9 protein-coding genes are annotated in these 13722 nt (G+C 69.6%); 5 read left to right on the top strand and 4 right to left on the bottom strand.

The window, feature by feature from the left end; all coding sequences use genetic code 11:
* Positions 1 to 2689 (bottom strand): putative Ig domain-containing protein (locus KGA66_RS24780; RefSeq protein WP_312887061.1); only part of this gene is annotated, 2689 nt, incomplete at its 3' end.
* 992 nt (positions 2690 to 3681) lie between these two features.
* Here KGA66_RS24780 and KGA66_RS24775 point away from each other — a divergent pair.
* A complete protein-coding gene (locus KGA66_RS24775; RefSeq protein ID WP_211471204.1) occupies positions 3682 to 5160 on the top strand; it encodes an arabinofuranosidase catalytic domain-containing protein in 1479 nt (492 codons plus the stop codon).
* Positions 5161 to 5269: 109 nt separating this feature from the next.
* Here the strand turns inward: KGA66_RS24775 and KGA66_RS24770 are convergent, their stop codons facing one another.
* The 3 genes from KGA66_RS24770 to KGA66_RS24760 form a co-directional block, all read right to left on the bottom strand.
* A complete protein-coding gene (locus KGA66_RS24770; protein ID WP_211471202.1) occupies positions 5270 to 6232 on the bottom strand; it encodes a sugar kinase in 963 nt (320 codons plus the stop codon).
* A complete protein-coding gene (gene eda / locus KGA66_RS24765) occupies positions 6229 to 6903 on the bottom strand; it encodes a bifunctional 4-hydroxy-2-oxoglutarate aldolase/2-dehydro-3-deoxy-phosphogluconate aldolase (RefSeq protein WP_211471200.1) in 675 nt (224 codons plus the stop codon). The genes KGA66_RS24770 and eda overlap by 4 nt, the downstream gene beginning before the upstream one ends.
* A 141-nt stretch (positions 6904 to 7044) precedes the next feature.
* Positions 7045 to 7728 carry a FadR/GntR family transcriptional regulator gene (locus KGA66_RS24760; protein WP_369015957.1) on the bottom strand — a complete coding sequence of 228 codons (684 nt, stop codon included), beginning with the start codon at positions 7726 to 7728 and terminating at the stop codon, positions 7045 to 7047.
* A gap of 499 nt (positions 7729 to 8227) precedes the next feature.
* On the opposite strand from KGA66_RS24760, the gene KGA66_RS24755 reads away from it, so the two are divergent.
* The 4 genes from KGA66_RS24755 to KGA66_RS24740 all read left to right on the top strand — a co-directional run bounded on the left by KGA66_RS24755 (position 8228) and on the right by KGA66_RS24740 (position 13474).
* Entirely contained in the window at positions 8228 to 9604 is a 1377-nt protein-coding gene (locus tag KGA66_RS24755) for an ABC transporter substrate-binding protein (RefSeq protein ID WP_211471198.1), read from the top strand.
* Positions 9601 to 10515: a carbohydrate ABC transporter permease gene (locus tag KGA66_RS31870; RefSeq protein WP_211471196.1), complete on the top strand. Its 915-nt coding sequence runs from the start codon at positions 9601 to 9603 to the stop codon at positions 10513 to 10515. The genes KGA66_RS24755 and KGA66_RS31870 overlap by 4 nt, the downstream gene beginning before the upstream one ends.
* The gene (locus KGA66_RS24745; RefSeq protein ID WP_211471194.1) at positions 10505 to 11461 is read left to right on the top strand and encodes a carbohydrate ABC transporter permease; all 957 of its coding nucleotides are present in this window, start codon (positions 10505 to 10507) and stop codon (positions 11459 to 11461) included. The genes KGA66_RS31870 and KGA66_RS24745 overlap by 11 nt, the downstream gene beginning before the upstream one ends.
* 99 nt (positions 11462 to 11560) lie before the next feature.
* Positions 11561 to 13474: a DUF8034 domain-containing protein gene (locus KGA66_RS24740; protein WP_211471192.1), complete on the top strand. Its 1914-nt coding sequence runs from the start codon at positions 11561 to 11563 to the stop codon at positions 13472 to 13474.
* The last annotated feature ends 248 nt before the right edge of the window (positions 13475 to 13722 follow it).

The raw sequence follows: 13722 nt of genomic DNA, 5'->3' as shown, positions 1-13722 counted from the left end.
GGTCACCCGGGAAACTCCAGGTCACCGTCCAGCCGTTCACCGTCGAGGTACCCGTGTTGGTCACCGTCACGTTCGCGGTGAACCCACCGCCCCACTCGTTCTTCACGTACGAGACCTGACACGTCCCGCCACCCGTGCCGCCGGAAATCGTCCAGGTGAACGACGCGGACCCGGACGCGCTGGTGGAGTCGGTCGCCGTGACGGTCACGTTGAACGTGCCCGACGCGGTCGGCGTACCCGAAATCAGACCCGAAGAGGAGATCGACAACCCCGCCGGAAGACCCGACGCGCTGTACGCCAACGACTGACCCGACCCGGAATCAGCAGCCTGAACCTGCACACCACTGATCGCGGTGCCCACCGTCCCGCTCTGCGCACCCGGATTGGTGACCGTCACCGTGTTCCCGCTGCTACCGGTCCCGACCGTCCACGTGAAGTTCGCCGAGCCGGACACGCCGGTCGAGTCCTTCGCCGTCACCGTCACGCCGTAGGAGCCGGCGGTGGTCGGCGTGCCGGAGATCAGACCCGACGACGAACTGATCGACAACCCGGCCGGAAGCCCCGACGCGCTGTAGGTCAACGTCTGACCCGACGCCGAATCGGTGGCGTGGATCTGCACGCCGCTGACCGCGGTGCCCACCGTCCCGGTCTGGGCACCGGGATTGGTGACCGTCACCGTGTTGACGCTGGCGCCGTTCCCCACGTACAGGTTGTCGAACTGAGCGGTCTCGCCCTGGCTGGTGGCGTAGCCGACCTGTCCGGTCGACCAGGTGGAGTTGTTGGCGGTGCCGAGCGTCGCGCCGTCGAGCTTGGCGGTGATCGTGCTGCCCGAGAAGGTCAGCGCGAGGGTGTGCCAGCGGCCGGTGCCGAGCGCGGCGGTGTTGCCGCCGGTCAGGGTTGAGTAGTTGTTGCTGGTGTTCGAGCTCAGAATCGACCAGGCGCCGCTGTCGCTCACCCGGAAGTGGTAGGCGTTCAAGCCGCCGGCGCCGCCGTAGGTCTGGCTGCCCGCACGCCCGATCAACTCGGCGTAACCGGACTTCTCCAGCATCACGTCGGAGGAGACGGTGTAGTTGCTCCACCCGGTGTCGCCCAGCAGGGCGTGCGGATCCGACAGCGTGTCCCAGGTGATCGGGGCCTGCGCGCTCATCTGCCGCACGCACTGCCCGCTGCGCCCGCCGCCGCAGCCGGCCACCTCGAACGCACCCTGCCAGTCCATCAGGTACTTGGCCTCGCTGCCGAGGGTGTAACCGTCGAAGGAGTCGCTGTAGGGCTGGCTCATCGCGCCCTGCCCGCCGCTGGTCGCAGTGCCCTTACCCTGGCCGGTGGTCGTGGTGATCGTGTAGACGTAGCCCGGCTGCACCGTCAGGCTGAAGTTGCCGCCGGACGGGGTGATGTCGGTGGCGTGCACGAAGTAGTCGGACGAGCTGTTCGACCGCACGTTGGTGGACCAGACGTGCACCGCGCCGGTGGACAGGCCGCCGGTGACGTTGAAGTTCAGCGTCTGGGCGCTGGACGCGTCCATCGTCTCGATCACCGTGGAGTAGTCGCTGTTGTTCGTCGACTTGAGCGTCACGTAACTGCCGTTGTTGCGGTTGCCCCCGATGTAGCCGCTGGAGGCGTCCAGATAGTGCCATCCGGGCTGGGTGAACTGCGTGGTCTGCGCCATCACCCACGCGCTCTTACCCACCGAGTAGTACCCGGACCAGGGTTGCGGCGAGAGCACGAGACCCGTGGTCGCCCACGGCAGGTTCGGGGTGATCGCCGCGACCACCGGCCAGTTGATGTACGCGGTCATCTTCCCGTCGATGTACCCGCGGTTGATGCCGCGCGCCGTGGCGGCCGCACCGCCGTTGTAATCCTGAGACCCGTTCTCGCTCGCCCACAGCTGCTTGCCCGACGACGTGGCCGCCGACGGCACCGAGCAGTTGCTCTCCGCCGTCAGGTACCCGCACGGATAGTGCGCGCCGAGGATGTTCACCGCGGAGGCGAACGAGGAGTTGCGGTCGATGTCGTTCGCGATCGTCCAGTCCGAGTCCGCGCCCACCACCTGCACCGAGGAGTAGCCGTTCGAGTTCAGTGCGCTGCGAAGCTGCTCGTACCAGGAGATGTTGTAGCCGCGCTCGTTCCAGCCGCCCAGATAGTCGATGGTCAACCCGTTCGCCTTGGCGCAGCCGAGCCAGGAGACCAGGTAGTTGACCATGTCGGTGGACCAGAAGTTGCCGCCGCCGATCCACCCCGGGGCGCCCCAGGCCAGCCCGTAGAGCTTGATGTTCGGGTTGCGCGCCTTGGCCTGCTCGGCCAGCCAGAACTCGTAGCCGACGTTGCAGTTCACCGCGCCGCGGGTGTGCTCGATGCTCGGCTCCGCCCCCGAGGTGGAGTTGGTGTCGCCGCCGATCTCGATCTTCAGGATCTGCGTCGCCGCCCCGTAGCCGGGCTTGAACAGGTAATCGAGGATCTGCGAACGCGCCGGCTCCGGATAGTCGATCAACAGTCTGCTGTTGCCGCCGCCGCCGCTGATCGCGCCGACCCCGTCGAACGTGCGCCCGCCGGACGAACCGTTGAGCGTGATCGACGTCGCCGCGTGAGCGGGTCCTGCGACGGCCACCATTCCGGCCGCGGCCAGCGCGGCGCCGGTGAGGACGGCCGCTGTGGTTCGTAGTCGCCGAATCAATCGGCTGATTCCTGACACGAGGGTTCCCTTTCGCTGGACAGGGGCGTACCCGCGCCGGCCCGCCGCGGCCGGCGCGGGCCCGGCAGGCCCCTGACGGTCGCGCTCTTCCTGGTCGTGGCGACTGTGTCGGCCGGGTGCAGCACACGAACATGCCTTGTGGATCCGCTCGGCGGGCGCGGTGACGTACAAGAGCCAGGGGTGCGCGGAAATGCACACGACAGCCCGTGATGTCGCGTGAAGCCCGCCCGGCCGGGCCGGCACCCGATCCGCAGCGAGGTTGTGAAGAGTTGGTAACCCACCCTCGGCTGATGTGTCAAGATGTCGGCAGACGTCGGATTTGCTGTTCGAATGCGTTCTGTTGCTGTCGAAAGCTCGCTGTTCTGTGACAACGGCGGCGATCCGCTGACCCGAACGCTCGGGCGGATCGGCAGCATACGTCGGCATACCGCCCACGCACGAGCGCACCGAGCGGTTCAGCGCGACGAGCCCGGGCTGTCCCACATATGCCGATTGTTGTGGCAGCAGTCTGCCAGATAGGTCAGACCAATACTGGAAACTTACATGCGGCCCGAACCGCGCTGTGATCACGCGCCGAGACCGCGCGGCCGGTGTGCTCAAGAGCGTCCCGCGAGCGCCGGGACAGCCGCAGCCCAAGGCCCGAGCGTCGACGAGGTGATCCATACACCGTCACGCCCGCCGAAGTGAATGCGAATCATTTCGTTGACCGCCTTAGCGAACGGCCATACCATCCCGTCGGACCGACCCGATGAATCGGTTCGACACATCCACTACATCGAACACTGAGACGCGGTACTCGGTCCGGGTCCGGCAGCCTGGGCCGAGTACCGTCCTGTGCCGCCGCCACGACGACCCGCGTACCCGCCGGACATGCGGCACGGGCGCCGTCGCGTTCACGCGCTGCACCGGTAGCGACCGGTGGTGCCTCGCAGCGCCACCGAGACCATCTCCCCATCCATCACAGGCAACCCTCGACGAAGACGGAGGTCTTGATGCCCTCGATAACCATCGGCAGGCGTCGAATACGGCTGCTGGCCGCCTCGCTGCTGGCCATGGCGATCGCCGTGCCGACGCTCGGCGCGACGACGGCCACGGCGGCCAGCTCGCTGCCTTGCGACATCTACGCGGCGGGCGGCACGCCGTGCGAAACCGCGCACAGCACGACCCGCGCCCTGTTCGCGTCCTACAACGGCCCGCTGTACCAGGTGAAACGCGCCTCGGACAGCAGCTACCTGAACATCAATACCCTGGCCGCCGGCGGAGTGGCCAACGCCGCGGCGCAGGACTCGTTCTGCGCCGGCACGTCGTGCACGATCACGAAGATCTACGACCAGACGGCGAACCACAACGACCTGCCGATCTCCTGGGGCGGCTACTGGAAGGGCCCCGGACCCAACGGCTCGGACATCGGCGCGAACGCGACGGCGCTGCCGCTGACCATCGGCGGGCAGAAGGCCTACGGGGTCAAGGTCACCCAGGGCGTGGGCTACCGCGTCGACAACGCGAAGGCCGTGCCGACCGGCTCGCAGCCCGAGGGCGTCTACATGATCACATCGTCGAACGACGTGGACCAGTGGTGCTGCTTCGACTACGGCAGCGGGGAGAACTCCCACACCGACACCGGCAACGCCACCATGAACGCCATCGAGTGGGGCACCGCGTGCTGGTTCGGCGGCTGCTCCGGCAGCGGGCCCTGGGTCGAGGCGGACCTGGAGAACGGCATGTACAGCTCCAACACCGGGCCGAACCCGTCGAGCTACCAGGGCGTGCACTTCTCGTTCGTCACCGCGATGGAGAAGAACAACGGCACCAGCAACTTCACCCTCAAATACGGCAACGCCGCCAGCGGCGGGCTGACCACCGGCTTCTCCGGGCCGTTACCCAACGGCTATTCGCCGATGAAGACGGATTCCTCGATCCTGCTCGGCACCGGCGGTGACAACAGCAACAGCGGCGTCGGAGAGTTCTTCGAAGGCGCCGTCACGGCCGGCTACCCCTCCGACGCGACCGAGAACGCGGTGCAGGCCAGCGTCACCGCGGCCGGGTACGGCGGCAGTGGCGGCAGCACCGGTGGCAGCACGGGTGCGTTGCACGCGGTGGGTGCGGGCAAGTGCCTGGACGACCCGAACAGCACCACGACGCTGGGCACCCAGCAGCAGATCTACACCTGCAACGGCGCCGCGAACCAGACCTGGACGCACAACTCCTCCAACGAGCTGACCCTCAGCGTGGGCGGCAGCACCCTGTGCCTGGACGCGAACGGCAAGGGCACCACCGCGGGCACGAAGGTGATCGTCTACTCCTGCAACGGCCAGACCAACCAGCAGTGGAACCTCAACTCCAACGGCACCGTCACCGGTGTGCAGTCAGGGCTCTGCCTGGACGTGACCGGAGCCTCCACGGCGAACGGCGCCCTGGTCGAACTGTGGACCTGCAACGGCGGCAGCAACCAGCAATGGACCCTCGGCTAGGCCGGGTCGAAAAACCAGGCCGTGTTTGAGAACCGGCGTCGGATGAGGCCGCGGCGCCACCACGGCTGAAACGTCCCCCGGTCGGCTGCGATGCCGGCCGGGGGACGCCTCATCTCGCCACGTCTTCGTAAGCGATCAGGGTGTTCAGATCCGCGCGGCGCGGCAACCCTTCGCAATCCCCTGGCACGCTGACCGCGAAAGCGCCTGCGGCCGTCGCCGTGTGCAGCCGCTGCGCAGCGGGCTTGCCCGCCAGATGCTCGGCGATGTAGCCGGCGACGAACGCGTCCCCGGCGCCGACGGGGTCGACCACGCTGACGGGCAGCGCGGGAAGCCGGTAGGCGCTGCCGTCGACGAGCGCGGCGCACCCGCGTTCCGCGTCCTTGATGACGACCTGGTGCGGCCCCAACGCCGACACGGCACGGGCCAGCTCGTCGATCGGCGGGCGATCCACCGCGTCGAGCAGCAGGCACGCCTCCGCGACGCCCGCGAACACCAGGTCGGCCTGGGCCACGAGCCGCAGCAGCACGGGGCGCGCCACCGCCGCGGGCCACAGTTTCGCGCGGTAGTTCACATCGACGCTGACCGTCACGCCGCCCGCGCGCGCCCGCTCGACGGCGTGGAAGACCGTGTCGCTCGCCGAGTCGGACAAGGCCGGGGTGATGCCGGTGACGTGGAGTATCGCAGCTTCCTCAATGCAGCCGGGCGGCAGGTCGGCGCGGGAGATGCGCGAGCCGGCGCTTCCGGCACGGTGATAGTCGACCGAGAGCGCGGTACCGAACCGGCGGTGTTTGACCATCAGCCCGGTGAAGCCGTCGTCGCGCACGACGAGGGCGCGCACCTGCTCGCCGAGCAGACGGCGCTCGATCATGTCGCCCGTCGCGTCGCGGCCCACGCGCCCGATCCAGGTGGCCGCGTGGCCCAACCGGGCGACACCGATGGCCACGTTGCTCTCCGCTCCGCCGATTCCGTAGCTGAAGGAACGGGCGAATTCCAGCGGCCCGGTCTCGACCGCGGTGATCAAGCCCATGCTCTCCCCGAGGGTGACCAGCGCGGGCGCGCGTGAGCCGCTCATCCGGCCCGCGAACCCGACTCGGCCGCTACGCCGGCGGCGTGGGCGCAGCGCGCGCCGATCTCGCTCCAGTCGCGCGCCGCGAGCAGATCCCGGGGAGCCATCCAACTGCCGCCGACGGCCAGCACCGCGGGTTCGCGCAAATAGCGGCGCAGGTTGTCGGGCCCCACTCCCCCGGTCGGCATGAAGCGCAGGTCCGGCACGGCCGCGGCCAGCGCGGTGAGCGCGGGCAGGCCGCCGGCCGGCTCGGCGGGAAAGAACTTCACCGCCCGCAGGCCGCGGCGACGGGCGCACAGCAGCTCGCTCGCGGTCGCGACCCCCGGCAGCACGGTCACCCCGAGGCTTTGACAGCGCTCGACGACCTGCGGGTCCAAGCCCGGGGAGACGATGAAGCGCGCGCCCGCGTCGACGCAGCGTTCGACGTCGTCGGGTTCCAGCACGGTTCCGGCGCCGACCAGCAGATCGCCGCGTTCGGCGACGGCCCGCAGCGCGGAGGGCGCCGCCTCGGTGCGCAGCGTGATCTCCACGCAGTCGAGACCCGCGCCGGCGAGCAGGTCGGCGAGCGGCCGGGCCGCCGCGACGTCATCGATCACGATCACCGGCACGACGCCCGCGGCGTGCAGCCGGGCGAGCGCGTCGGCGTCCTGGCCTCGGACAGGCCGGGTCGGCTCCATATAAGGCTCCTGTACGGTCGCGCCGCGGGCGCGCCCGGGAGCGGAGTTCGGGTGGCACGTTGGGCCGGGTGGCAGGTCAGGTCGTCGGTGGCAAGCGTCGTCCATGGCAGGCGACGCCGGTGGCATGGTTTCGCGCGCGCGTCAGCCGAAGAGGCGGCGCTGGATCTCGCGGCGGTAGTCGTCGAGGGTGTTGTCCAGGTGCACCGCGGCGGCGCGGGCCGCGGCCTCCGGATCGCCGTCGCGGATCGCCTGGTAGATGACCGCGTGTTCCGCGACCGCGCCGTCGGCGTGGCCGCCGGTGGTGCCGTGCAGCCCGATGGTGCTGGACTGGTGTTGCAGCCGGCGGGCCTCGCGCACCGCGGTGACCAGGAACGGATTGTGCGAGGCGGCGGCGATCCCGAGGTGGAAGTCGTCGTCACCGCGATCGAACAGCGCCACCTGCCCGGTCACATGACCCTCGCGGCACAGTTCGGCGGCGGCCTCGATCGCGCGCAGTTCGGCCGGCGTGGCACGCGTCGCGGCAAGGCGGCTGGCCGCGGTCTCCTGCACCCTGCGGAACTCGAAGAGCATGTATACGTGGTCGAGGTCTGTGGGCAGGAAGAACCCGCCCCACCGCGAGGACCCGAGCATCCCCTCGTCGTCGGCGACGTACAGCCCACGGCCCTTCTGCGCGCGCACCCGGCCGATCGCGGAGAGGATCTTCACGGCCTCGCGCACCACGGTCCGGCTCGTGCCCAGGCGCGCGGCCAGCTCGTTCTCGGTCGGCATCCGGTCACCGGGCCGCAGCTGGGACTGCGCGATCAGCTCCAGGATCTGCTCGGCCACCAGCTCGTACCCGGGACGATAAGCACCGGGCACCGGCGCGGCGTGCGGCTCTCGCGCCACCGGCGGGGCAACCGTCGGCAGTACGTGCGTGCCATCCACCGGCCTGCCTCCTTCATCACGTGCCACACCGAAAGTATGGCCCATCGGCTTGGTCGGGGTGAGCATACATGTGCGCTGGCCTGTCGCACAGATAAGTACTACTCATAACCTACTTCGGGCATGACATAGCGGCATGATCCGGCGTAAAAGGCGCGCCAGTACGATCCCACCACTAAAGAATCTTGAAAATAGGCATGCTCATCATCTTGACTCACCCCTGGCGGGGCCGCTCTTATGAGTGGTCGAGGCGTCCGGCTCGTCCGCGCAGTCCGCAAACAGCTCAGTCGGCGCGCAGAGAACGGCTCGCCGCGTGACGCGGTGCCGCATGAGTCACGCACATTCTCGACGCTCTCATCCGCCGGGCCTTCGGCCGGCGGTCCCACAACGCAGTGGAGTGCTCATGAAAGCGAAGTTCAGCGCCGTCGGCGCGGTGGCACGAGGCAGGGGCCGCCGTGCGGGCGTCCTGGCCGCCGGAAGCGTCCTGGCCCTGGCCGCCGTCGCGGCGTGCGGCGGTAACGGCAACAGCGGCGGCGGCTCGGGCGCCGCGAACGGCTTCAAACCGGCGGCGCAGACCGGCGGGACGCTGACCGTGTGGGTCGACTCGACCCGGCTGGCCGCCGCTCAGCTCTACCAAAAGCAGCACCCTGAGGTGAAGATGGACATCGTCACCTACGACGGGGACGCCAACGGCTCGAACTACCTGCAGACCAAGGTGAGCCTGTTCAACCGGACCCGCGGCGGCTGGCCGGACGTGGTCTTCAGCTCACAGAACAACGAGACGTCCTGGGCGGTGCCGGCCGGGTTCACCGCACCACTGAACAAGGGGCTGATACCCCAGTCGACGCTGGCCGGCTGGGCGACCGGCGCCAACGACCCGTGCACCGTGAACGGCACGCTGTACTGTCTGCGCAACGACCTGTCCCAGACGGTCCTCTGGTACAACCAGAAGCTGATGAAGCAGTGGGCTTATCAGGTCCCGACGACGTGGGAGCAGTACCAGGCGCTGGGCCAGAAGGTCGCCACCGAGCACCCCGGCTACCTGGTCGGCGACGCCGGCGACACCTTCGCCCCCGAGATCTACCTGTGGGCCGGCAAGTGCGGCGCCAACCAGATCACCGGGCCGAAGGCGGTCACGGTCAACACCACCAGCGCGAACTGCACCAAGATGGCGACGCTGCTGGACACCCTGATCAAGAACAAGACGATCTCGCTCAGCAGCGTGTTCAGCTCGGACTTCGACAAGAACAACGCCGACAAGATCCTGATGCTGCCCGGCCCGGCCTGGTACGGCGGAGCGCTCTTCCAGGGCACCTTCAAGACCCCGGCCGGGCAGGTCGCGGTCGCGCCGATGCCGCAGTGGTCCGGCGACACCACGCCCTCGGTCGGCAACGTCGGCGGCGGCACCTGGCTGCTGTCCGCGCACAGCGCGGACCTGAAGGCCGCCACCGCCTTCCTGACCTGGGTGACCACGGCCGACGACTACCAGGGCAAGCTCGCCCCCGGCTATCCGGCCTTCGCGGCGGCGGCCAAGACCTGGCTGGCCGGCCAGGCCAGCTCCGGCTACTACGCCGGCGACATCGCCGCGCCCCTGCAGGCGGCGGCCAACCAGGTGTGGTCCGGCTGGGGCTACGGCCAGTTCAGCCAGGAGGCCATCTGGGCCGCGACCGTCAGCCCGGGCCTGAACGCGGGCAAGAGCCTGGTCTCACTGCTGCCCGCCTGGCAGAGCGCGATCGTCAACTACGCACACTCCGACGGATACCAGGTCAGCACGTCGTGAGCGCTGCCACTACGAGCCGGGCCGGGGCGCCGCGCACCGCACGGCGCGCGCCCTGGCCCGGCCGCGCCGGGCACGGATTCGTCGCCGCCTACGTACTGCTGCTGATCGCCTTCGGCGTCGTGCCGACCGTCTACGCGCTCTACTTCGCCTTCACCAGCGTCGACAACCGCTTCAGCGGCCTGTCGAACTTCGCCACCGCGGCCCGCGACTTCCGGTACCTGCCGGCGGTCGGGCATGTGGCCCTGTACCTGGTGTTCTGGCTGGCGTCGCTGGTCGTGTTCGTGGTCGCGCTCGCCCTGCTGCTGCACCGGCTCTCGGCCCGCGGTGTGAGCAAGGCCCTGAGATTCCTGTACTACATCCCGGGAGCGCTGGCCGGGGCGGCGAGCGTGATGGTCTGGCTGTTCCTGCTCGACCCGACGGTCAGCCCGGCCAGCTTCCTGCTGCGCGCCCTCGGCTACGACACCTTCGGCCAGGTCGTCGCCCCGGGGCACCTGCCGATCCTGTTCACCCTGATCGCCTTCTGGACCGGCGCGGGCGGCTGGATCGTGGTGATGTTCGGCGCCTTGAACAACATCCCGCACGACATCATCGAGGCCGCGCGCATCGACGGAGCGGGAGCGTGGCAGACCGCGCGGCGCATCCAGATCCCGTTGCTGCGCAAGTGGATCGTGTACATGACGATCCTCGCGTTCGCCGGCGGCACCCAGCTGTTCGTCGAGCCGCAGCTGCTCGCGCAGGCCAGCGTCGGCGTGGCCGGCCGGGACTACTCGCTCAACCAGCTGTCCTACGACTTCGCGTTCCAGAACAACGACGTGAACACCGCCGCCGCGATCTCGGTCGAGTTGCTGGTGATCGGACTGGTCGTCGCGGCGCTGTTCGTGGCCAGATCGGGGTTCTTCGATGCCGACTGACACCCGCGGCGGCGCGGCCACCGCCCCGTTCGCCGCAGCGGCGGGTTCCGCGCCGGCCGACCGGGTCCACCCGCGCCGCGCCGCGCCGCGCCGGCTGCCGAACCCGCTGGCCGCCGCGGTGCTCGCGCTGTTCCTGGTCTTCTTCGTGCTGCCGGTGCTGTGGCTGGTGCTGGCGGCCACCAAGAGCGACGACCAGCTCGTGCACGGCAACCCGCTCTCGTTCGGGTCCTGGCACGCGCTGCGGGCCAACTGGGACGCGCTGACCGGGTATCAGGGCGACGCGATCTTCCAGTGGCTGCGCAACTCCGCGCTCTACTCGTTCTTCGCGCTCGTGATCACCCTGTGCGTCGCGATCCCGGCGGGCTACGCGCTGGCGATGACCGAGTTCCGCGGCCGGCGCACGCTGCTGATCGCCACCCTCGTCGTGATGCTCATGCCGAACGCCACGCTGGTGGTGCCGCTGTTCCTGGAGATCAACGCGGTGCACCTGATCGGCTCGATGTGGTCGATCATCCTGCCGTACTCGTTCTACCCCTTCGGCGTATACCTGACCTACATCTACTTCAACACCGCGGTCCCGCGCGACCTGCTGGACGCCGCGCGCCTGGACGGCTGCTCGGAGTTCGGCACGTTCCGCCGCGTCGCCCTCCCGCTCGCCGCACCCATCGTCGCGCTGGTCGGGTTCTTCAGCTTCGTGGCCAACTGGACCAACTACTTCCTGCCCTACGTCCTGCTGCCGCAGAGTGACCAGTTCCCGGTCCAGGTGGGCCTGGGCACCCTGCTCGACGACGTGCCGCAGTTCAACCCCACCGTCGGCACGCTCGCGGTGCAGCGCCCGGAGCTGGCGCTGGCCACGCTGCTGGCGATCACCCCGGTGCTCGTCGTCTTCCTGTTCTCCCAGCGCTACCTGGTCGCCGGCATGCTCGCCGGCTCCACCAAGGACTGACCACCGGCCCACCGAACGACCGCCCACGCGCCCCAGCGCCTTACCCTCCGAGCCCCGAGGGGTTCGGGCGGCGCCCCGCCCGAAAAGGAGTACCGCCGGATGCATCCCGCTGTCACGGCCTCGGTGCCGCTGCTCGAACCGCCGGGCTGGGCACTGGCCCAGCGCCAGCTGTTCGACCTGCTCGACCACGCCTGGCGCCGCTTCGAGCGCGACTTCACCGAGCCGGACGGGCGATTGCGCTACCAGGACCGGCTCACCAGCCGCGACGGTGTCGACGACTTCTACGAGGTCTTCTTCAACTGGCCCCAGCTCTATCTGCTCGGCGGCGCCGACGACCTGCTGGCCGCGAGCGAGCGGCACTGGGAGGGCGTCACCCGGCAGCTGACCGAGCTCGGGATGCTCAAGGACGAGTACGAACGCGGATACGACTGGTTCCACCAGGGCGAGAGCCTGCTGCTGCTCTACTTCCTGTGCATGGCAGCGCCCGGACGCTGGAGCGAGCGGGCGCTGCGTTTCGCAGAGCTCTACGTCGATCCGGCGCACGGCAACTACGACCCGGAACACCGCATCATCCGCCGCCCGCACAACGGCAGCGACCCGGACCGCGAAGGGCTCTTCGACGGCGAGAACTACCCCTGGCTGCCCAAGGAAGCCGAGATGTACGGTTTCCCGCTGCCCTGGATCCTGCCTCCGGGCGCCCCGGAACCCGAGCGCGCCAAAGACCCGCGGCTGAGCACCGAGATGACCCGCCTGATCGGCGTGGGCGACACCGCGGTCAACCTCGCCGCCGCCGGACTGGTCCACAACGCGCTGATCCTGACCGGCGAGCAGCGCTACCGCGACTGGATCGCCGCCTACGTCGGCGAGTGGCGCCGGCGCGCCGCCGCCAACGGGGGCGTCATCCCCGACAACGTCGCACCGGACGGCACCGTCGGCGGTCTGCTGGAGGGCCGCTGGTACGGCGGGCACTACGGATGGACCTGGCCGCACGGCTGGTACAGCATCGGACACGCCGCCGTCGTCGCCGCACTCGCCGGCGCCGCCGCGACCGGCGACGACTCCTTCCTGGACCTGGTGCGCCCCGCCCTCGACGAGCTGATCGCGCACGGCAAGACCATGGCCTACACCGAGGCCGACTCCAGCATCCGCTCGAAGTGGAACGTGCAGCTCGCCGAGGACGTGAGCACCCCGACCCTGCACGTGCCCTACCGCCACGGCGACCGCGGCTGGTTCGACTACAACCCGATGCTCATGGGAGTGCCGACCGCGCTGTGGCACCACAGCGCGGCGCAAGCGGATCGCGAACGCATCGAGCGCCTGCGCGCCGCCAGCGGCCACGACTGGCGCACCGTGCGCTCGTTCCGCAGCAAGGAGGAGGCGGGTCACGAAGAACCCTGGTTCGCCTTCCTCGCCGGCGACGACCCCGGCTACCCCGAGCGCATCCTGGCCGCCGCGCAGGCGCAGGTGCGCCACCGCCTCGCCCGCGGGCGGCTGTACCGGGACCTCGACGTGCCCGAGGCCGACATCCACGTCTGGCAGCAGTCGAACCCGGTGGTCACCGAGGCTCTGGTCCAGCTGACCTGGGGCGGCCCGCAGGTGATCTACAACGGCGGGCTACAGCAGGCCCGGGTGCGCTACTACGACGCCGACGCGCGCCGCCCCGGCCTGCCGCCGCAGGTCGCCGCCCTGGTCTCCAGCATCGACCCGCAGGCCACCGTCGTCGACCTGGTCAACCTCGACCCCGAATGCGCGCATACCGTGGTCCTGCAAGCCGGTGCCTTCGCCGAACACACCATCCGCGGGCTTTCCCACAGCGCCTGCGAAGACCCGTCCTGGGTCGGCGACCTCTACGACTACGGGCACAGACAACCGACCGAGACCACGGCCGCCACCGCGCCGGTCGACGGTCCCTGGCTCACCGTCGAGCTGCCCGCCTCCACCACGATCCGGCTCACCCTGCGGCTCGACCTACGCACGCGCGAGCCCTCCTACCGCACCCCGTTCGACGCCTGACCGAGCCCGAGCCGCAGGGCCCGAACCCGAAGACCGCCGCCCCAGTTGCCGGGCGGGGCGTGCTTCGCAGGAAAAGAAACCCACCACTCCATGGCAGGAAGGCAGACAATGCGGTCTGATCCCGCTCTCCAGCCCCGAAGCGGGCGTTCGGCGAGATCCGCGCTCGCCGTGACGCTCACGGCCGCCGGCAAGAACGCCCCCGGTACCAACCAGGACTTCAACGTCCGCTGACACCGGCGGGGGTGCGC

This window comes from Actinocrinis puniceicyclus (assembly GCF_018283645.1).
In the GTDB taxonomy this organism is placed as follows: domain Bacteria; phylum Actinomycetota; class Actinomycetes; order Streptomycetales; family Catenulisporaceae; genus Actinocrinis; species Actinocrinis puniceicyclus.
The sequence above is the reverse complement of the archived record's forward strand: the minus strand, read 5'-3'. Positions and strand labels throughout refer to the sequence as shown.

Bases quoted from the DNA above. Each gene is read 5' to 3' on its own strand.
- KGA66_RS24755 (WP_211471198.1), top strand. From the start codon at position 8,228: ATGAAAGCGAAGTTCAGCGCCGTCGGCGCGGTGGCACGAGGCAGGGGC.
- KGA66_RS24770 (WP_211471202.1), bottom strand. From the start codon at position 6,232: ATGAGCGGCTCACGCGCGCCCGCGCTGGTCACCCTCGGGGAGAGCATG.
- KGA66_RS24745 (WP_211471194.1), top strand. From the start codon at position 10,505: ATGCCGACTGACACCCGCGGCGGCGCGGCCACCGCCCCGTTCGCCGCA.
- eda (WP_211471200.1), bottom strand. From the start codon at position 6,903: ATGGAGCCGACCCGGCCTGTCCGAGGCCAGGACGCCGACGCGCTCGCC.
- KGA66_RS24740 (WP_211471192.1), top strand. From the start codon at position 11,561: ATGCATCCCGCTGTCACGGCCTCGGTGCCGCTGCTCGAACCGCCGGGC.
- KGA66_RS24775 (WP_211471204.1), top strand. From the start codon at position 3,682: ATGCCCTCGATAACCATCGGCAGGCGTCGAATACGGCTGCTGGCCGCC.